Origin of the sequence: Streptomyces sp. A2-16, assembly GCF_018128905.1 — a bacterium.
Lineage (GTDB): Bacteria > Actinomycetota > Actinomycetes > Streptomycetales > Streptomycetaceae > Streptomyces.
On the sequence record NZ_CP063808.1, the window covers coordinates 4834962 to 4855392 of the forward strand.

At 68.8% G+C, this 20431-nt stretch carries 12 protein-coding genes and 3 pseudogenes; 6 read left to right on the plus strand and 9 right to left on the minus strand.

Annotated features, from left to right (window positions below):
- Nucleotides 1–210: 210 nt before the first annotated feature.
- From IOD14_RS21705 to IOD14_RS21725, 5 genes and pseudogenes are all read right to left on the minus strand, one after another.
- Nucleotides 211–363: pseudogene (locus IOD14_RS21705) on the minus strand (IS701 family transposase); the annotation flags it as partial.
- A gap of 885 nt (nucleotides 364–1248) precedes the next feature.
- Nucleotides 1249–2481 carry an XdhC/CoxI family protein gene (locus IOD14_RS21710; RefSeq protein WP_212671232.1) on the minus strand — a complete coding sequence of 411 codons (1233 nt, stop codon included), beginning with the start codon at nucleotides 2479–2481 and terminating at the stop codon, nucleotides 1249–1251.
- The gene (locus IOD14_RS21715; RefSeq protein ID WP_212671233.1) at nucleotides 2474–4591 is read right to left on the minus strand and encodes a xanthine dehydrogenase family protein molybdopterin-binding subunit; all 2118 of its coding nucleotides are present in this window, start codon (nucleotides 4589–4591) and stop codon (nucleotides 2474–2476) included. Before IOD14_RS21715 ends, IOD14_RS21710 begins: the two co-directional genes overlap by 8 nt.
- A complete protein-coding gene (locus IOD14_RS21720) occupies nucleotides 4588–5580 on the minus strand; it encodes a xanthine dehydrogenase family protein subunit M (protein ID WP_212671234.1) in 993 nt (330 codons plus the stop codon). The genes IOD14_RS21715 and IOD14_RS21720 overlap by 4 nt, the downstream gene beginning before the upstream one ends.
- A complete protein-coding gene (locus IOD14_RS21725; RefSeq protein WP_123986517.1) occupies nucleotides 5577–6134 on the minus strand; it encodes a 2Fe-2S iron-sulfur cluster-binding protein in 558 nt (185 codons plus the stop codon). Before IOD14_RS21725 ends, IOD14_RS21720 begins: the two co-directional genes overlap by 4 nt.
- Nucleotides 6135–6289: 155 nt before the next feature.
- Here IOD14_RS21725 and IOD14_RS21730 point away from each other — a divergent pair, with 155 nt between their 5' ends.
- Nucleotides 6290–6901 (plus strand): TetR/AcrR family transcriptional regulator, encoded by a 612-nt coding sequence (locus IOD14_RS21730; protein WP_212671235.1) that lies wholly within the window; start codon nucleotides 6290–6292, stop codon nucleotides 6899–6901.
- Nucleotides 6902–7064: 163 nt separating this feature from the next.
- Here IOD14_RS21730 and IOD14_RS44435 read toward each other — a convergent pair.
- Nucleotides 7065–7306: pseudogene (locus tag IOD14_RS44435) on the minus strand (sugar ABC transporter substrate-binding protein); the annotation flags it as partial.
- Nucleotides 7307–8014: 708 nt separating this feature from the next.
- Here IOD14_RS44435 and IOD14_RS21735 point away from each other — a divergent pair.
- Together IOD14_RS21735 and IOD14_RS21740 are read left to right on the plus strand one after the other, a co-directional pair.
- Nucleotides 8015–9967, plus strand: coding sequence for an RICIN domain-containing protein (locus tag IOD14_RS21735; RefSeq protein WP_249126012.1), 1953 nt, complete (start codon nucleotides 8015–8017; stop codon nucleotides 9965–9967).
- 95 nt (nucleotides 9968–10062) lie between these two features.
- Nucleotides 10063–11264: pseudogene (locus IOD14_RS21740) on the plus strand (IS256 family transposase); the annotation flags it as partial.
- Here IOD14_RS21740 and IOD14_RS44440 read toward each other — a convergent pair.
- Nucleotides 11248–11487, minus strand: coding sequence for an ATP-binding cassette domain-containing protein (locus IOD14_RS44440; RefSeq protein WP_282959523.1), 240 nt, complete (start codon nucleotides 11485–11487; stop codon nucleotides 11248–11250). The pseudogene IOD14_RS21740 and the gene IOD14_RS44440 sit on opposite strands and share 17 nt — an antisense overlap.
- Here IOD14_RS44440 and IOD14_RS21750 point away from each other — a divergent pair.
- Both IOD14_RS21750 and IOD14_RS21755 read left to right on the plus strand, forming a co-directional pair.
- On the plus strand, nucleotides 11478–11708 hold the full coding sequence (locus tag IOD14_RS21750; RefSeq protein WP_212673537.1) for a hypothetical protein: 231 nt from the start codon (nucleotides 11478–11480) through the stop codon (nucleotides 11706–11708). The two genes, IOD14_RS44440 and IOD14_RS21750, sit on opposite strands and share 10 nt — an antisense overlap.
- A 375-nt stretch (nucleotides 11709–12083) precedes the next feature.
- Nucleotides 12084–12818 carry a glycoside hydrolase family 16 protein gene (locus IOD14_RS21755; RefSeq protein ID WP_212671236.1) on the plus strand — a complete coding sequence of 245 codons (735 nt, stop codon included), beginning with the start codon at nucleotides 12084–12086 and terminating at the stop codon, nucleotides 12816–12818.
- Nucleotides 12819–13083: 265 nt separating this feature from the next.
- Here the strand turns inward: IOD14_RS21755 and IOD14_RS21760 are convergent, their stop codons facing one another.
- Nucleotides 13084–15981, minus strand: coding sequence for an RICIN domain-containing protein (locus IOD14_RS21760; protein ID WP_212671237.1), 2898 nt, complete (start codon nucleotides 15979–15981; stop codon nucleotides 13084–13086).
- Nucleotides 15982–16158: 177 nt separating this feature from the next.
- Complete coding sequence (locus IOD14_RS21765) at nucleotides 16159–18963, minus strand: DNRLRE domain-containing protein (RefSeq protein WP_212671238.1); 2805 nt, start codon at nucleotides 18961–18963, stop codon at nucleotides 16159–16161.
- A gap of 450 nt (nucleotides 18964–19413) precedes the next feature.
- On the opposite strand from IOD14_RS21765, the gene IOD14_RS21770 reads away from it, so the two are divergent.
- The gene (locus tag IOD14_RS21770) at nucleotides 19414–20424 is read left to right on the plus strand and encodes a LacI family DNA-binding transcriptional regulator (RefSeq protein ID WP_348540917.1); all 1011 of its coding nucleotides are present in this window, start codon (nucleotides 19414–19416) and stop codon (nucleotides 20422–20424) included.
- The last annotated feature ends 7 nt before the right edge of the window (nucleotides 20425–20431 follow it).

Consider the following 20431-nt stretch of genomic DNA (forward strand, 5'->3'; position numbering starts at 1 on the left):
CCAGTGCAGCCCCATGGCGGGCCACCGTCAAACGCAGAACGTGCATAAGTCCTCGTTGGTGTGTTCACGGGGACTCTGCGTTGGGCCGGTGCGGTCTTTTCGGGGCCGGGGCAGCTTGACGGCCCGGTTGCCGCGTCGAGTGGGCGCCGGGTGCCACTTTCCCGGTGTGGTGGTGCGGATCGTTGGTACTCCAGCCGTAGTTCATGATCTTCATGCCTGCGCGGCTTGTCGTCGGTGGTGGCCGGCCTGAGATCGAGCCTGGTGGCGGCGTCGCCCGTGGGACCAGCTGAGCCGGTGGGCTGTGTCGTGGACGGGTCGGATGACGACCGTGATGAACAGGCGCTGGATCTCGTTGCAGCTCACCCGGCACAGCGACGTCGTCGTCTCTCTGCTGGCCGACCCGTTCACGGCCGCCAACATCGTCATCGAACACCTGATACCGCTCACGTCGTGGTCTGACGAGACGCACCAACGTGCTCGCGCCTACGTCAAGGGCGGGCGCCGCCCCGGGAGAACCTGGTCGGCACCGTTCCCCGGGCCACCGTCGACGACCTCAACACCGTTCAGGTCCGCGCCGCCGACCTACATGCACCCTCGGAGCACGAGGCTGGAGATGTTCGCGAGGGATACAGCGAGACGGTGGCGCACAGACCGTGCGGAACGCTGAGCACCATCCGAGCCCACCAGGGCACGTCGGATCACACAGCGGCTCCCGGTTGCCACCGCTATCCACGCGGACGTGCAGCCGCGGCTTCGGCTTCACGGTCGAAGCCGGTGATCTCTTCCAGACAGTCGGGCGACGCGGACGGCGCGGCAGCACTCGTTGCTGTGGCCCGGACCAGGATGGGCAGGTGATCGGAGGCCGCCTGCCAGGACGGGCTCACGGGCACCCGCGCGGACTCGAACGCGGCCGCGGCGATGCGGTGTCCCTACTGAGCGCTGACGCCGGCAAGGGCGTGCGTGGTATCCAGGAGCGCCTGCTGCTCCCAGGCGGTCGTTGGGCTGCAGCAGCTCACCGACGCTGCGGCGGCCGCCGCCCGTTCCGCTTCGTCCGTGTCAGCACTCAGGACGCCGGGACACCGGAGCTGCGATGACGAGCAGGTCGCGGTCGCGAAGGAGGCGGGTCGTGCGCTCAGTGCGCGTCGCCGGCTCCGGAGGCGGCGACGTCAGGAACGCGCGTCGGCCGTGCGCCGTCGGGGCGGCTCGGACCCTACGGTCCACACGTACGTCGCGGCGCATGGCCGGCCACTACCGCAAGCTCGGCATGGACGTCGGCATCGGCGCGGTGCTCCGCGTCCAGGGGCCTGAACTCGTCCCCGCGTGATGCGTCTCCTCCTCGTGGTGGATCGGTCTGCCCGACCCGGTCAGGGGCGTGCCCGTTCCGCCCCGTTGGGTGGCGATGATCTCCGCCGCGATGGACAGGGCCGTCTCCTCGGGTGTGCGGGCGCCGAGATCGAGGCCGATCGGCGACCTCAGCCGGGCCAACTCCCCGTCGGTCAGGCCCGCTTCCCGCAGCCGTCTTTCCCGGTCGGTGTGCGTACGCCGTGAGCCCAGCGCGCCGACGAACGCAGCCGGCATCCGCAGTGCCGCCTCCAGCAGGGGCACGTCGAACTTGGCGTCGGGGGTGAGCACGCACAGCACCGTGCGCGCGTCGGTCGTGGTGCCGCGCAGGTAGCGGTGCGGCCAGTCGACGACGACGTCGTCGGCCTCGGGGAAGCGGGTCGTGGTGGCGAACACGGGGCGGGCGTCGCACACGGTGACGTGGTAGCCGAGGAACTTGCCCACCCGTACGAGTGCCGCGGCGAAGTCGATCGCCCCGAAGACGATCAGGCGGGGCGGAGGGACACTCGACTCGACGAGCAAGGTCAGTCCGTCGGGGCAGCGCGAGCCGTCCTCCGACAGCTCGACCGTGCCGGTGCGGCCGGCGTCCAGCATGGCGCGGGCTTCACCGGCCGCCGTACGGTCCAGTTCCGTGTGCCCGCCGAGTCCGCCTTCGTACGAGCTCGCCCGGGAGGGCCGGGACGGCTCCCCCACCGCTTCGCCCGGCCGCACCAGCAGGGCCGTGCCGAGGAGATCGGCGGGGCCGCGTACGACGCGGGCGAGGGCTGCCGGCTCGTTTCGGACGGCAGCCGACAGGGCCGACCGGAGCACCGGCCTCCCAGGCGCGTCCGTGCCGACCGGGGTGACCATGATGTCGATGATCCCGCCGCAGGTCAGACCGACCGCGAAGGCGTCCTCGTCGCTGTATCCGAACCGTTCGACGACCGTCTCGCCGTGCTGCAGCGCCTGGACGCAGAGGTCGTACACCGCTCCCTCCACGCAGCCGCCGGAGACGGAGCCGACAACCGTGCCCTCGCTGTCGACGGCGAGGGCGGCGCCGGGGCCGCGCGGGGCGCTGCCGCCGACGGCCACGACGGTGGCGACGGCGAACGCGCGGCCCTCCTCCATCCAGCGGTGCAGGTCCCCGGCGAGGTCAAGCATGGAAGCCTGCCATCAGAACGCGGTCGGGGCGCAGCGGCAGGTCCCGGTGGCGTACGCCGGTCGCGTGCCAGACCGCGTTGGCGACGGCCGCGGCGGCGCCCACGACGCCGATCTCACCGATGCCCTTGATGCCGACCGGGTCGTCGGGGTCCGGGTCGTCGATCCAGTCCGCCTCGATGGCCGGAACGTCGGCGTGGGAGGCGACGTGGTAGCCGGCGAGGTCGGCGCCGTAGTGGCTGCCCAGGGCACGGTCGCGGACCGCCTCCTCGTGCAGGGCCATGGAGATGCCCCAGGTCATGCCGCCGACGAACTGGTTGCGGGCGGTGAGCGGGTTGACGATCCGGCCGGCCGCGAAGATGCCGAGCATGCGGCGCACCCGGACCTCGCCGGTGGCGGGGTCGACGGCGACCTCGGCGAATTGTGCGCCGAAGGAGTGTCGTTCCGTCCTGGCGAGGGCGCCGAGGGCCTCCGTGGTGTCGGACCGTGCGGTGACCCCCTCCGGCGGGATGTCGGCACCGAGGGCGAGCCTCTCCCGCAGCTCCTGTGCGGCGGCCATGACCGCCCACGCCCAGGAGCGGGTGCCCATGGAGCCGCCGGCGATGAAAGCGGGACCGAGGTCGCTGTCGCCGATGCGCACCCGGACGTGTTCCGTCGCGGTCTGCAGGGCGTCGGCGGCGATCAGGGTGAGTGCGGTCCGGGCGCCGGTGCCGATGTCGGCGGCGTTGATCCCCACGGTGAAGGTGCCGTCCGCCTGTGCCGTCACGGCCGCGGTGGACGGGCCGGCACCCGCCGGGAAGGATGCGGCCGCTGTGCCGGTGCCGAGCAGCCAGCGTCCCTCGCGGCGCAGGCCGGGGCGCGGGTCGCGGTCGGCCCAGCCGAACCTGCGGGCGCCTTCCCTGAAACAGGCGATCAGGTTGCGGCCGCTGAACGGCAGCCCGGACACCGGGCCTGCCGCGGGGTCGTTGCGGGCGCGCAGTTCGATCGGGTCGAGACCGCACTTCTCGGCGAGTTCGTCGATCGCCGACTCCAGTGCGAACGATCCCGGTGCCTCACCCGGCGCGCGCATGTACGTCGGGGTCGGCACGTCGAGCCGGACGAGCCGGTTGGCGGTGTGGTGGGCGTCGGCGCCGTACATGGTCCGGGCGGGACCGGCGGCCGATTCGATGAACTCGTGCACGGTGGAGGTGGCGCTGAGGGAACGGTGCTCCAGCGCGCGCAGCCGGCCGTCGGCATCGGCGCCGAGCCGCAGGCGCTGCCGGGTGGGGCTGCGGTAGCCCGTGAGGGAGAACATCTGACGGCGGGTCATGACCACACGGACCGGGCGCTGCAGTTCGGTCGCGGCCATGACGGCGGCCACCTGGTGTGCGCGGATGCCCTTGCTGCCGAAGCCGCCGCCGACGTGTTCGGAGCGCACCCGGACAGCGGACGGGTCGAGCGAGAACATCTGCGCGAGTTCGCTCGCGACCCAGAAGGTGCCCTGGTTGGAGTCGACGACTTCGAGACGGCCGCCGTCCCAGCGGGCGGTCGCCGCGTGCGGCTCCATCATGGTGTGGTGCTCTTCCGGGGTGGTGTACTCGGCGTCCACGACGACCGCGGAAGTGGCGAGTTGGGCCTCCAGGTCGCCCTTCTCGATCACCGCCGGCCCATGGCTGTCGAGCGGGTACGCGTCGGGGTGCTCGCTGGTGAAGTCGACGTCGTGCGGCTCCTGTTCGTAGTGCACCACCAGCGCTTCGGCGGCCTCCCGGGCCCGTTCGGAGGTGTCGGCGACGACCAGCGCCACCGGCCAGCCCGCGTGGGGCACCCTGTCGTGCTGGAATACGGCCGCGGTCGGGTCCGGAACGCCCAGCACACCGACGTATCCCGTCTCGACCCGCGGGGCGTTGCCGTGGTGCAGGACGGCTACCACACCGGGCATGGCGAGGACGTCGGCGGTGTCGATGGAGCGGATTCGGCCGCGGGTGACCGTGGACAGCACCAGCCAGCCGTACGCGAGGTCGGCGAACGGGATCTCACCGGCGTAGCGGGCGGCTCCGGTGACCTTGTCGCGGCCCTCCACGCGGGTGTGTGCGGTGCCGACGGCGTTCTGGCGTGCCGTGGGGGTGGTGGTCATCGGGCGGCCTCCTCGGTCAGTTCGGTCAGCACGGCCACGACGAGGTTGCGCATGAGGGTCACCTTGTATGCGTTGTGCGGCAGTGGTTTCGCCGCGGCGAGTTCGGCGTCCGCGGCGGCGGCGAAGGTCTCGGCGTCGGCAGGCGCTCCGGTCAGGACGCGTTCGGCCGCCGTCGCCCGCCACGGCCGGGATGCGACTGCCCCGAAGGCGAGGCGTACGTCGCGTACGACGCCGTCCCGGAGGTCGAGCGCGGCGGCGACGGAGCCGATGGCGAAGGCGTACGAGGCACGCTCGCGCACCTTGCGGTAGCGGGATCGGGCGGCCACCGGAGCGGGCGGCAGGGTGACGCCGGTGATCAGCGCGCCCGGCGGCAGCGCGGTCTCGCGGTGCGGGGTGTCACCGACCGGCAGGTAGAAGTCGGCGAGGGGCAGTGTGCCGGGGCCGTCGGCGGTTTCGTACGACACGGCCGCGTCGAAGGCGGTCAGCGCGACGCCCATGTCCGAGGGGTGGGTGGCCACGCAGTGCTCGGAGGCACCCAGGATGGCGTGGTTGTGGTGCTCGCCCTCGATCGCGGGGCAACCGCTGCCGGGCACACGCTTGTTGCAGGGCTTGGTCACGTCGGTGAAGTAGCCGCAGCGGGTGCGCTGGAGCAGGTTGCCTCCGACGGTGGCCATGTTGCGCAGCTGGCCGGAGGCGCCGGCCAGTACCGCCTGTGCCAACGCCGGATAGCGGCGGCGGACCTCGGGGTGGGCGGCGAGGTTGCTGTTGGTGACGGTGGCGCCGATGCGCAGGCCGCCGTCCGCTGTCAGCTCTATGCCTTCCAGGGGCAGTTCACGGACGTCGACCAGGCGGGTGGGCCGCTCGACGCCGGTCTTCATCAGGTCGACGAGGTTGGTGCCGCCGCCGAGGAAGCGGGCGTCGGGGTCGGCGTCCAGCAGGGTCAGGGCCCCGGAGACGTCGAGGGCCCGGTCGTATGCGAACTCCCTCACGCTGCCGTCTCCTCGGTTTTCGCTTCCGCCGCCTGGGCCACGGCCTGGACGATCGACACGTACGCGCCGCAGCGGCACAGGTTCCCGCTCATCCGTTCCCGGATCTCCTCGGCGCTCAGGGGTGGTGGTCCAGCCTCGGGGCGGACGTCGTCGGTGGCGGCACTGGGCCAGCCGGCCGCGTGTTCCTCGATCACCGCGATCGCCGAGCAGATCTGGCCGGGGGTGCAGTAGCCGCACTGGTAGCCGTCCAGGTCGAGGAACGCCTGCTGCACCGGGTGCAGTCGGTCGCCCTCGGCCAGGCCCTCGATGGTGGTGATCTCGCGCCCTTCGGCGGCTACGGCGAGTTGCAGACAGGACACCGCCCGGCGTCCGTCGAGCAGTACCGTGCAGGCGCCGCACTGCCCCTGGTCGCAGCCCTTCTTGGTACCGGTCAGGTCGAGGCGCTCGCGCAGGGCGTCGAGCAGGGTGGTGCGGTGGTCGACGGCCAGACTGTGCTTCTCGCCGTTGATGTTCAGGGTGATGTCGCTGGACGTTGACGAGGGGGCTGGGGCCATGTTCAGCCTTCTTTCACGTGTCCCGGACACGACGGGGCGTCAGCCCGACGCTAGAGTGAGCTCAAGCGGACAGCTGTCCGCTATCGGTCGAACGTAGTGGACAACTGTCCGGTTCTCAAGGACCGCTTTCGGACACACGCCGGTGAGGAGGACGAGTGCGGCAGAGCAACGACCCGCACCTGCGCTCGGACGCGCAGCGCAACCGCGAACGCATTCTGGAAGTGGCCCTCACCGAGCTTTCCCGGGCCGCCGACACCCCGCTGAGCACGATCGCCAAGAAGGCGGGCGTCGGCCAGGGCACGTTCTACCGGAACTTCCCCAATCGCGAGACGCTCGTCCTCGAGCTCTACCGCCACGGAGTACAGCAGATCGCCGACACCGCGTCCGTGCTGCTGGAGACCATGGAACCCGACCGTGCGCTCCGGGCGTGGATGGACCACCTCGCCCGGTTCGCGATGACCAAGGCCGGCCTGGCGGAGGCGATCCGCCAGGCCCTGAGCACCTCGTCCGGGAAGGCGGCGAAACCGGGCCACACCCCGGTGACCGAGGCTGCCGACCTCCTGCTCCACGCCTGCGAGGAGGCCGGCGCGATCCGTCCCGGCGTCACCGCCGACGACTTCATGCTGGCCATCGCCGGCCTGTGGCAGCTCGCCCCGCACGACGACTGGCAGCCGCAGGCGACTCGCCTGCTGGACATCGTCATGGACGGACTCCGTGCCGGGGCGCCAGGACGCCCGGGGTCGTCCGGCCGATCAAGCCGACGGTAGGCACCAGCGCGCCTCGTGACACGGTGCGGCCCGTGTAGGGATCCTCCCCGCGTGTGCGGGGAGGATCCCCCGCCCTGGAGCACACCATGACCAACAACCCGCCGCTCTCCGCAGGTACGGGGGTCTCACACCGAGAACACCACCGGTCGACGGAAAACCGGCTGGCGACGTCGTTCTGCGAGTTGGTCGTCTTCAGGTCCAGGCCCAGCTCCTTGCCGTACTGGGGCGTGTACTTGATGTACGAGTCCAGAAGTCGGTGTCGGAGCGCGGGTAGTCGACACCCACCACCGGCTTGCCGCCGCTCGAACCGGCCGATGTGCTGGAGCTCTGGCAGGCGGTGAGCAATGCCAGTACGGACAGGGCCGAGACAGCGGAAGAGAGGGCGGTTCTGAGTCTCGTCGGCACTTCCTCGCGCTGGTCCCGAAGCGGGGATTGTTTCGGAGATACGACCGCTGTGTGCCGCACCCGAAGGGATGGGATGTTTATAGGCACTGATTGACAGTGGCGTCTAGATGGGAACGGCAAGTTTCCTAGAAAGCGGCGGCGGTTGATCTAGTGGCGCTCACCAGGCGGGCACTCTACCGCTTAATCCATCCCATCAATAATGCGCACCTACGATCCGCTGACGCTTGCGCTCGCACCCTTTGGGAGCTTCTGCACTGCCGGACGGTGGGGGTGCCGGTGAACGCATGGCGATCGGCGACAGCGCTTCGGGAGGCCTGACCGCGAGGGTCTGGCCGCTGTCGCGACCGAGGTGTTGCTGTCAGAGACGGCGGCGGGGGTGGCGCCTTCGGCCGTGTGTGCCGTCGCTGCAACCAGTGCGGCGCCTCCGGGGATCGCGCTCCGAATTTCTGGAAAACATGGCATGTCTACGGTGAGTCAGATGGATTTTAGTGGCACAAAACCATCCTTTCTTCCCTCCGTCTGGACACTTTCATCCTCTCGCCTGTTGACACGGGGCAGTTACGTCATCGAACTTCATGCGTAACATCCGGCGCCTTGGAGACCAGAGCGAGGGCCGCGCTTGACGGCCTGGAGCCGCGCACCCTCGGACTGCCGCCCCCAACCGCCTCCCCCCGAACGTCAGAGCCGCCCCAAACAGGGAGTTCACCCATGTCGTCAGGAAGACTGTCCCGTCGCACGCTGCTGGGTGGCGCGGGCGCCGCTGTGGCCGCGACCGCGCTGCCCGTGGTTCCCGCGTTGTCGCCACTGCTGGCGGAGGCGGCCGCCGCGGACCCCCACACCAACCTGGAGAATCTGGCGAACATGCGGTTCGGCATGTTCAACCACTTCAACCTGGGCACCTTCACCAACCAGGAGTGGGCCGAACCCAACCAGAACCCCGCTCTGTTCGCCCCCACGGCCGTGGACTGTGCCCAGTGGGCGGACGCCGCCGCGGCGGCGAAGATGAGCTACGGCATCCTGACGACCAAGCACCATGACGGCTTCGCCCTGTGGCCGAGCGCCTACGGCACCCAGAACGTCGCCAACAGTTCCTACAAGCAGGACGTGGTGCAGGCGTACTGCGACGCCTTCCGGGCCAAGGGGCTGAGGGTCGGGCTCTACTACTCGATATGGGACCGCACCTTCGGTGTCGAGGCGTGGGAGAGCCGGCACAAGGTGTCCGGGCTCGACACCACGGACGCCATCCAGCCCGGCGACATGACCTTCATCCTCGGTCAGATCACCGAACTCCTCACCAACTACGGCACCATCGACATCTTCATCACCGACGGCTACGCGTGGCAGATGGGCCAGCAGGCCGTCTCCTACCAGCGGATCCGCGAACACGTGAAGTCGCTCCAGCCAAACATCGTCATGATCGACCACGGTGCGCTGTCGGTGCCGTTCCTCGGTGACGCGATCTATTTCGAGGAGCCGCTGGGCGTCAGCGCGCCCGCCGGAAACACGTACGCCGCCACGCAGGGGCAGACGATCAGCAACGGCTGGTTCTGGCATCCGGCCACACCGACCGAGAGCCTGATGAGCAAGGACGCGATCCTGTCCCATCTGGCGGACCTGGAACCGAAGTACACCTCGTTCATCCTCAACTGCCCGCCCAACCGCAACGGCAGGCTCGACACCAACATCGTCAACCGGCTCGCCGAGGTCGGCGCGGCATGGAGCCCCGACACCTCCCGCCCGCCACTGCCGACGCAGATCCTGCGCGCCGAGCACCCCGTCACACCGGTCAGCGCCTACGCGACCGCGTTCCGCACCGGCGAGGGACCGCTCAACGCCATCGACGGACTGAGCGACAGGAACTACGAGACCTGCTGGTCCACTTGGGGCCTTTCGCCGGCCCTGCCACGCTCGATCACGATCGACCTGGGCGGGGTGTGGAGCAACGTCTCCACCCTGGAGTACCTGCCCAAGCAGTGGAACCGCAGCAACACCACCGATGGCGACATCACCTCGTACACCATCTCCACCAGCACCGACGGCACGAACTTCACCCAGGTCGCCACCGGCACCTGGGCCGGGGACCGCGCCACCAAGGTGGCCGAGTGGCCCGCCCGGAACGTGGGCTTCGTACGGATCCAGGCCACCGCGGCCACCGGCGGCTACGCCAACATCGGCGGCCTGCACATCGGCGGCCGGACCGCCAAGCCGGCCCTGGTGTCGAGGGTCCTCCCGGGGAACGGCACGGTCTACCGCATCGTCAACCGCAAGAGCGGCAAGGTCGTCGACGTGTTCAACTTCGGCACCGCCAACGGCACCAACATCCAGCAGTGGCCGTGGCTGAACAACACCGCGCAGAAGTGGACCTTCGCCTCCACCGGCGACGGCTACTACGAGATCAAGAACGTGAACAGCGGCAAGCTGATGGAGGTGGCCGGACTCTCGCGGGTGGACGGCGGAAACGTCTCCATCTACTCGGACAACAACGTTCCCCAGCAGCACTGGGCGGTCACGCCCACCGGCGACGGCTACTACTACTTCACCAACCGGTTCAGCGGGCTGTCGCTCAACGTCGACTCGGGCTCGACCGCCGATGGGGCCAACATCGACCAGCTCACCTACACCCGCGCAACCGAGCAACAGTGGCAGATCATAGCCCTCTGACGATTCCGACGACGGGCGGCGCTCTCACCGACGCCCGTCGTCGGTCGGGGACTTCAAGACGTTCGGGGCAACTCCCGATCATGGAAGCTGCATCGATGACCAGTGAGAACGTGTCCGAGTCCGAGGGTGCTGAGTCCGCAAGTGCGGTGTCGCCGAAGGCCGTTGACGACCGGTTGATCGACGAGATGGTGCACCGGGACCAGGCGGAGGGGCTGCAGCTGACCGGTGAAGGCGGGGTGCTGCAGCAGGTGACCAAGCGGTTGCCGGAGTCCGGTCTGGAAGGCGAGATCACCGGCCATCACGGCTACGACAAGCACGACCCGGCCGGCAAGAACGGCGGCAACTTCCGCAACGGCAAACGCTCCAAGACCGTGCTGACCGACGCCGGCCCGGTGGAGACAGCGGTGGCGCGCGACCGGGTCGGGTCTCTCGAACCGAAGATCGTCAAGAAGCGGCAGAAGCACCTGAAGGGCCTGAAGGGCCTCGCCGGGATCATCATCTCGCTCGCGGCGAAGGGCCTGACCACCGGCGAGGTGCAAGCCCACCTGGCCGAGGTCATGGCGCCGAGATCTCCCGGCAGACCATTGCAACCATCACCGACCAGGTCCTCGAGGGCATGGCCGAATGGCAGAGCCGTCCTCTCGACGCCGTCTGTCCGGTCGTCTTCATCGACGCCATCCACGTGAAATCCGCGACGGCGCGGTGGCCGATCGGCCCGGCTATGTGGCTCTGGCCGTCACCACCGAGGGTCGGCGGGAGATCCTGGGGCTGTGGGCCGGCGACGGCGGCAAGGGCGCCAAGCACTGGATGCGCATCCTCACCGAGATCAAGAACCGCGGCGTCAGCGACGACCTCATGCTGGTCCGCGACGGGCTGAAGGCCTGCCTGAAGCGGTGGAGACGGTCTGGCCCTGGACGATCGTGCAGACCTGCGTCCTGCATCTGCTGCGGACCTCCTTCCTCTATGCCGCCCACCAGGACTGGGACAGGATCGCGTGCGTCTTCTCAAACCCGTCAACACAGCGCCGACCGAGGAGGCCGCCCTGGACCGGTTCGCCGAGTTCGCCCGTTCCTGGGGCTGGAAGTATCCGGCGATCCTGAAGCCGTGGGAGAACGCCTGGGAGGAGTTCACTCTGTTCCTGCGGTTCGACACCGAGATCCGCCGCATCGTCTGCACCACCAACGCGATCGAGTCGGTCAACGCGCGGATTCGGCGAGCGGTGAAAGCCTGCGGGCATTTCCCCAACGAGCAGGCCGCGTTGAAGTGCGTCTACGTGGCGGTCATGTCCCTCGACCCCAGGCGAGTTCACGGTCCTTGCCGCCCATGAGCCGGCCGTCGATCTCCACACTGCCCTGGTCGGGCTGTTCCAGGTGGTTGAGCGTGCGGACGAGGGTGGTCCTGCCCGAGCCCGAGGGGCCGATGACGGCCACCACCTCACCGGGGTGCACATCGAGGTCCACCCCGTCCAGGGCGGTTTCCGGGCCGAACGATTTCCGCAGTCCCCGGGCGCGTGCCACCACCTCGCCCTCGTGCGGGGTGCGGGGCCGCGTCCGCGCCGGGGCGGCGGGGCGGCCTGTGGGGCCCGGACGCCCGCGACCCCCTCGACGTCTGCCGACCCCTCGGCGTCGAGGTCCACCGCCCCGACCACGCCTCGCTGGACGGCTGGACTCCACCCGCCAGGGTCGCCTACCGCAACCTCCACGGCCTGCGCCGACCCGACCACGCCGAGGCCGCCGGCTGAACCGGGGTTCCTGTACCGCGGTGGACGCCCGCCGAGGTGGAGGGGCCCGCACGAACGCCATGGTGGCCACGACCGCGTCGCCATCGGTGCCCCCACGCGGGGCCTTCCCGGACTCGACGGAGAGGACCTGGATCACCCACCGGTGAATCTCGTCAGTTGGCGGGATTCGAACCTGCGACACCCAAAGATGCCCTCGCCCTGGAAGGCGAACGGACCAGTGGAGGTTGTCCGCCTCCATCGTTCAACTAGCAAAGGAATGCATCGATCTATGCGGCACATCTTGTCAAAGGTCAAACGGAATCCTACAGTCCAGCGACAAGTGGAGCGTGGGACCGCTCCCAACCCCCCTTAGTTCATCCAAGCAATGGAGCAGCGATGACCCCTCCATCAAGCAGGCCGAGCCGCAGACGCATACTCGGTGCCGCGCTGGCCGTGCCTCCCGCGCTGATGCTGGGTGCGCAGACCGCACGGGCCGCATCCTGGGGTAGCCCGGTGACCGTCAACTCCTGGAACAAGATCAACGCCAGGTGGACCGCCAACAACGAGCTGCAGACGTACCGGCCGGACTGCGTCTGGTACGAGGGCAACACGCTGGTGATCAAGGCATACAACGCCGGGGGCGGGGCCTACTACTCAGGCCGTGTGGAGTCGACGGCGCGGTACGGGTACGGCACGTACAGCTTCACCGCCAACATGCCCAACGGGCGGGGGCTGTTGCCGGCGGTGTGGGCGGCAGCCCTGGATCCGTGGCTGCCCGAGTTCGACGCCGCCGAGATCGTGGGACAGAACCCGGGTGTCGTCTACCAAACGTCCCACGACATCAACAACGCCCAGCAGCAGTTCTCGAGGACGAACTCCTCCGGCTGGACGAACTCGTACCACACCTACTCGTTCAGCTGGTTCCCGGACCACATCGACTTCGCCGTGGACGGCAACATCACGGGCACCACCTGGTACCGGACCCCGGCCGGGACGGGACTGCGCTTCATCGCGAACATCGCGGTCGGCGGTGACTGGCCCGGCAACCCGGACTCCTCCACCTGGGCCACCACTGACGGCGCCCGCTACCTCAAGGTCTCCTCCATCACCCACACGCCGTACAACCCATGAGGTGAACCCGTCGTGCCCCCTGGCTGGTTGACGGCTTCCAGGGGGCACGCTCGCCGTCAACGGCATCGTCGTCTTCGACATCCCACCCGACGTCACGCCCCACGGGTATGCCGGAATTGACAGGTAGGGCCGGTCTCCCGCAGCACCTGCCGCTCGCAGGCGTCGTCAAGGAAATGCATGGCTCGCAGCGGGACGACTCCCTGCGCCCACAACTGCACGAACACGACCGCGGTCCAAGCGCTGTTGGACACGGTGAGCCCGGCCGTCACAGGCCCACTGGCTGCCACTCCTGGTTGGAGCCGCCGTTGGCGGGCCACTGGATGATCTTGGCGCCGTCGGCGGTGGATCCGCTCTGCACGTCCGCGCACAGACCGCTCTTGATGTTGACGAGGCGGTAGTAGCCGCTGGTGGCCGCCGGAACGAGCTTCCACCACTGGTTGGTGCTGTTGGCGTCCGACCACTGGTCCAGGGCTGTGCCGTTGCTGGTGGAGCTGCCCGGGACCTCGAGTACCTTGCCGCTGTTGACGTTGGACAGGCGGAACGAGCCGTCGTGGTCGGGGAGCAGCTTCCACTGCTGGTTCGCGCCGCCGGTCGACCTGTACTGGATGACGGCCCCGCCGTCGGCGGTGGAGGAGCCGGAGACGTCCATGACCTTGCCGCTCTTGCGGTTGACCAGCTTGAAGAGGCCGGTCAGCAGGCCGATCGTGATCGTGGTGCTCGTTCCCGCGGTCAGCGACACCCTGCGGGCGTGGTTGCCCAGCGACGACGTGGTGACCGTCGCGCCGGTGCTGATGGATGTGATGCCTCGCCGGCAGATGAAGGTGATGTTCTGGTCGATGTCGGAGGTGAGCGTGACGGTGGCCGTGCGGGCCACCGTGTCCCAGGTCAGGGATTGGACGGTGATGCGGTTGCGGCCGCGGACGCCGCTGATGGTGCCCTTGGTGAGCTGGTCGGGGAGGGCGGGGAGGATCTCGAGGACACCGGGGCGGGTGTAGACGAGTGCTTCACCGAGTACGGCGGGGATGGCGTTGGCGGCGTCGCAGTTGTAGGTGGTCAGGTCCGGGTTGTGGGAGGTCATCAGGGACCGCCACACCATGTTCTTGCCGTAGATCTTCAGCAGGTTGGCGTAGACGCCGGGGCCGTCCTTCAGGCGGGCGCGGGCCAGTGCCCGGTGGAGGCTGCCGTGAGCGGCATAGTTCGGGTCGACTCTCTTGTCCAGCGCCTTGGCCGCGTACTTGACGAGGTCGGGCTTCTCTTCCGGGTTGATCTCGTGCAGCGGCCAGGCGCCGTACAGGTGCTGGACGTGCCGGTGGTTGTAGCGGTCGGTCAGGCCCGGCCAGGACCACTCGGCGAGCGCCCCGTCGCTGTTGACGGTGTAGTCGGGCAGCTTGGCGAGCAGGGCGGTCCAGCGGGCCACACCCTTGCCGCTGCCCTGTTCCAGGCCGAGTTCGTTGGCGGCGTCGATCGCTGCCTGAAGGGCGTGCCGGCCGGCCATGATGTCGCCGGTGGCGTTGATGGCGAACGCCTGGCCGGTGCTGAGCGGGCTGTTCTCCATGGAGTAGGAGGGGACGAAGACGGCCTTGCCGCCGGCGTCGGTGCGGGTGAGGAAGTCCTCGTAGAACAGGGCCAGTTCCATCAGCGCCGGGCCGAGCTTGTTCTTCAGGAAGGCGCTGTCGCCGGTGACCTGGTAGTACTCCAGAAGCGGGTAGAGCAGCCAGTCGGCGCCGCCGGTCCAGGCCTCGCCGGGGAAGCTGGTGTTGTTGAAGTGCAGCATGTGCCCGTACTCGCCGTCGGTCCGGGTCGGGGCGAGGAAGCCGCGGGCGCCGTAGAGGTTGGTGGCGTTGTCACGCCAGTGCTGCAACTGCCCGAGGACCAGGTTCAAGTAGCCCTGCATGGCGTCGGTGAGGTCGAGGATGTTGCCGCCGGCGACCTGCAGGTTGACGTTGGCGTCGGTGGTGAAGTCGTCGGCCCAGGAGCCGTTCCAGGTGCCCGTCCAGATGCCGGTCAGGCGTGGTGGCAGAACACCGCTGGAGCTGATGAAGAGATAGCGGCCGGAGTCGTACATCCGCTCCAGCAGTGCGACGTCGATGGTGGACGTGGTGCGGTTCTGGCGGGCTATGAGCTCGCTGGTGGCAAGTTGGCGGTCGGCGGCGGAGACGTTCAGGTCGATGCTGGAGCGGTCGTACATGGCCTGGTGCTTCGGGGCGTGTCTGCCCAGGAGGATGGCGTAGTCGGCCGTCAGCGCGGCGAGGGCGGTCTGCAGGGGCTGGCTGTTCCAGCCGGTGGAGGTCTCGTACCGGCCGAGCTTGGTCAGCAGCAGCACCTTGGTGGCCTTGGCGACCACCAGGGTCTGCCCGTCGGCGGTGACGGAGGAGCCGCTGCCGGAGACCACGACGCGGGTGACGCCCTCGTAGCCGTAGGCACCGCCGGAGGGGTAGGTGCCGCGCATGTTCAGGTAACCGTCGCCGCTGGTGACGGTGGCGGTGGTGGAGAAGGTCACTTTGGTCGGCACGCCCGTGAGAGCGGTGTTGACGCTGATGGTGGTGTCCACGGTGCGGCCGGTGGCGGGCAGCAGTTCGTGGACGATGACCTGGTCGGCGCGGGAGACGAAGACCTGGCGCTTCCAGGTGCCGTACTGGTCGGTCCAGGTGTGGGTGAGCTCTCCGGTGCGGAAGTCGGTGATGCGGGCGAAGTCGTTGACGGTGGTCATGCCCGGGGTGCTGAGCTGGAGTTCGTAGCCGGGGTGGTAGGTCTGGGTCCAGCGCAGGCTCCAGCCGTTGGCGAAGGTGGTGGAGGCAGCGGAGTAGTCACCGGCCAACGCCTGGTCCCGGGCTGCCTCCAGCTTGCCGGAGATCACCGGCGGCATGACGTTCCGGGTGCCGTTGGGCAGCACGAACCGATGATGATTGAAGATCATTTTCTCGAGGGTCGGGTCCCCGTAGTAGACGGTCCCGTACTCGCCGTTTCCGCTCAGGAACCCGTCGGTCCAGGCGGCGGCGGTGGCGTTGTCCCAGATGCCGCGGTCGGGCAGGGTGGCCTGGGGCGGTACGGCCGCGGCGGCCCGGTCGGCGAAGACGAAGCCGGGCAGGGCCGCGGCACCGGCGGCGAGGGCGGCCGTGGTGAGGAAGCGCCGGCGGTTGAGGGGAAGCTCGGGCAGCGACATGGGGGCGACTCCGTTGTCGGACGGTGAGGGCAACTGGGCACAGGGGTGCCACCGGTGCGGGTGCGGTGGTGGACAACAGCGCTTTGTCAGACCTGTGGTGGCTGTTTCTGCCGTCGACGGCGGAAACCGGACGGCTGAGGCCGGCCCGCCCCGCGGGGACGGACCGGCCTCGAGTGGCTACGGGGTCACGGTCACCCCGGGCGCCATCTCGGCGGTCCCGTTGGTGAGCTTCCCGGAGCCGGTGGCGCCTTCCGAACTGACGAAGCGCAGCTCGTGGTTGGTGCCCCCCGCGGTGCCGACGGCGAGCAGGAGCGTGGGCTGGTTGGCCGCGTAGGCGTTCTGGACGAAGGAGGTGATGTCGACGGTGATGTCGCGGCCGTCGATGGCGTTGCCCTGGTGGGTCCCGCCGCCCTCGGGGACGAGGGTCGAACCGAGGGTGAAGGTGGCCGACTTGGCGACGGAGGAAGTCGTGGCGGTGAAGCTCGGCCGGTTCTGCCAGGTCATGGTGTTGACCGGGCAGGACGTGCCGCCGCCGGTGCAGGTGGTGTCGCTGACGGGATGCACGAGCAGCTGGTCGGTGTCGGTCGACGGGACCGAAGCATAGCGGTGGCCGACGTAGGTGAGATGGAGTGTCGCCTGGCTCGGTGCCCTGGTGAGGCCGCTGAGGGGGAACTGGAGGTAGGAGAGCTTTCCGTCCCCGGATCCTGTGGTGTACTGCTCCCCCATCAGGCCGACCCCGGTGTTGCGGGTGATGAGGGTCAGGTCCGAGGAGTTGTTCTTGGTCTGGTCGCCGGTCCACGCGCCCACCCAGGTGTCACCGTTGGTGAGGGCACCGGCCTTGACGTTCCGGGTCTGGCCGTTCGCGTCCGTGTAGGTGTTGGTCAGCGTACCGACCCCGCTCGTCGTCAGCGGGAACTGGCTGGTGTACCTGACGAGTTGACCCCCGACGCGAAGGTTCTTCAGCGTCGCGTTCGTGACACCGGTGATCGAACTGCTCGTGCTCTGCTTCGAGAACCACACGTTGTCGAGTGTGAGTGTGCCGATCGGAGCCCTGGTGTACGAGTACGCGGTGCCCGACCCGTCGGGGTTGGGGGCCAACCCGTAGATCGCCTGCTGCTCGGCGGTGACGGTCTGGGTGGATCCGTTGCCGCCGTTGATCCCCACCGGTCCCTTGGTGAAGCGGGAGTTGTCGATCGAGCTGTTCTTCACCACGATGCTCTGGAAGCGCGCGTACGGGTTGGGGCTGTTGTGCGTGAAGATGCCGCCTGCCCACGGCGATACGGAGTTGAAGTTGTCGAACGTGTAGTTGGTGAGCCGGTATCCGTACGCGTTCCATCCGATCCGGATCGCGTTGCCGGCGGCGACGGACCAGTTCAGCGTGTTGCTGACCGAGATGTTCTTCGAGTCCGCGGCGTCCCAGTGGTAGTTGTCGAACCCGAGCTCGTCGGCGACGGTGTCGTGGGCGCCGACCGCGTTGACATAGCCCTGGACGTCGGCGCTGGAGGTGCCGAGCTGGAAGTTGTTCCACACGCCGGGGGCCAGCGGGGCGAATCCGTCGCTGGGGTTGTAGTGGCCGGAGGCGAACGCGTCGTCGTTGCCGAGGGTGAAGACGCCGTTGGCGGTGATGTCCTGGCCGCTCGCGAAGTCCGTCCCGTCGATCCACGGCTGGCGGTACGGGGTGAGGGCCTTGATGTTGTTGAACGTCACCCTGTTGGCCGTGTGGGTCTCGTAGTTCCACTGCTTCGCGTCGCGCACGTAGGTGTCGTTGAACGTGATGTCCGACGAGTGCATGACCATGACGCCGCCCTGGTGCTGGCTGCGGTAGGCGTCGTGGGAGTCACCGATGCTGCGGGCGTTGTAGTTCGCCACGCCGCTGCCGTCGAAGACGCCGCGGCCGTCGAGTTCGATGTCGCTCGAGTTGATGATCCCGACCGCCGGCTCGAACGCCTCCATGTACGCCTGGATGCGGTTCTTCAGCAGGGCCCCTTCGTCGGTGTAGATCTTCAGCTTGCCGCCCTTGAGCTTGCTGCCGTCCAGACCGTTGACCAGGAGACCGGACCATACGTACGTGCCGTTGGGGAAGTAGAGCGTGTTGAGTGCCGTGGGGTTGGCCTTGATGGTGTCGATGGCGGCCCGCAGGGCGTACGTGACGTCGCCCGCGGCCATGGCCCGGACATTCGGGTACCGCACGTTGACGCTGCTCGCGCTCACCAGGCTCCCGGCCGAGGTCTTCTGACCGGCGGGTATGGCAGTGCCGTTGACGGTCTTGCCGGCCATGGAGCTCGTCGTCGCGGCGGGAGCCTTCTGAGCCGCGCTGTTGGGGTGCGCCGCGAGGTACTTCGCGGCGAACTCCTGGAAGTTGAGGACACCGGTCTGCAGATTGACGCCGGAACCGTCCGGTGCGCTCGTGGTGTTCGGGCGCCGCGCCGGGTCTTCCAGAGGGTCGTTGACGACCGCCAGGTAGGGCTGTCCCGTGGCGTTGGTCGAGTCGCCGTTGACCATCACGATCGCTTGGTTCAATCCGGCGTCGGCTGACAGCCGGAACGTCAGGGTGTGCTTGTCCGCGCTCACCGAGACGCTGCTGGAGGGGTAGTAGCGCGCCGGGTAGATGTTCACCGTGTCGATCGTGGTGCTGGGCAGCGTGACCGTGATCGTCGGTGTCCGGGAGTCCGACGCGAAGCGCGCGATGTCGAAGTTGTGGCCGTTCTGCGCGTACTGGACAGCCTGGACGGGCGTGCCGGCGACCTGCACCTGGTACTTGGTGGACGCCACGTCCGGGGACGTCGTCGTACCGCCGCCCACTCCCGTCGGTGCGTACGTGTGGACGGTGGTGGCGGCGTGTGCGGGGACGGTGCCGGTGAGCATGAGGCTCGCCGCCGCGATGGTGGCGCCGGCAGCGGCCGCGATGAAGCGCTTCACGCGCGATCTGCGTCGCGCCGGGACGGGGTTCGGGTCGGCGTCGCCGCCGGCCGGTCGGTTCATGCCTGTCTCTCCTCCGGACGAGACCTTTCCAGGTCTGTTCAGGCGCTCGCCGTCTGCTGAAGACGGCGCGGAGCATTCGCGATGCTGCGGCCGGACCGGGGCCGTTGGGGCCGTCGCGGGCGAGAGGACCACCCCGACGCACAGGCGCGGGGCGCGAGGTGACATCGAGTGTTGTTGCGCGAGGTTGGCCCGGGTGACAACACCATCACGTTGACCGATCCATGGAATCGGGCGTGGCGGGGACGTTACTGCCGCATTTCCGGAGCCGTCAATGCTCCGCGCACGTCAAGTCGCGAAAACAGTCACGACCTGCCCATGACGCCAATCGCCTTGCTCCGTAACGGCTGGATCACTGCCATGGCGCGAAGTCTTGCCCTGCCGCGAGAGTCGTCCTACAGTGACGCCACTTTCGTGGATCGATAAATGTTTCGGGGAGACTACGTGGTGACAATGGCGGATGTGGCCGCGAGGGCGGGGGTCACCAAGCAGACGGTCTCCAACGTGGTGTCCGGCAAGAAGGTACGGCCGGAGACGCTGGCGAAGGTGAACAAGGCGATCGCCGAACTCGGCTACAAGCCGAACCTGGTGGCACGCTCGCTGCGCACCGGCAGCACGTCGACGGTGGGGCTGTTCGTGCCGTCGGTGGCCAACGCGTTCTATTCGGAGGTGGTCGAGGAGGTGGAGAACCTCCTGGTCGGCCACGGATACAACCTGCTGCTCGCCACGACGCGCGACGATCCCGACTACACCCGGGCCCACCTGGAGAACCTCACGGCCCGCTCGGTGGACGCACTGCTGGTCGCCGGGGACAACGGCGTCGAACAGCAGCTGCCGATGCTCGCCGCGGCCAGCTTCCCGGTCGCGCTGTTCGCCTGGGAGGGCGACCCGCCGACCACACTCCCGGTGGTGTCCATCGACTACCAGCACGCCGGGTTCCTGGCCGGGTCTCACCTGCGGGATCTCGGCCACCGGAACGTCGCTGTGGTCGCCGACCTCCCCGCGCACACGCCGCGCATCGTGGGGTTGCGCCGGGCGTTCGCCGCCGACGGGCTGGACGACCGCAAGGTGTTCGCCTGCACCAGCGACGACGCCGCCGGCGGTTTCGCCGCGGCCTGCGCGGCGCTGGAGGCGGATCCGGAGCTGACGGCGATCTTCGCCACCCACGACGTCCTGGCCGTCGGTGCCATAGAAGCGGTGGTCCGGTCCGGGCGGCGGATCCCCGACGACGTCAGCGTCGTCGGCTTCGACGACATCGCCCAGGTCGGGCGGATCCGACCGGCACTGACCACGGTCACCTTCCCCAAGCGCGAGATGGCCCAGCAGGCCGTCGAACTCCTGCTGCGAGCCGTCGACTCCGGTCGGCCGCCGACCAACGTCGTGTCGCTGCTGCGCCCGACCCTGACCATCCGGGACAGCAGCGGCCCCGCCCGGGGCGACCGCTCGGCGCCCGGCACCGCCTGACCTGACA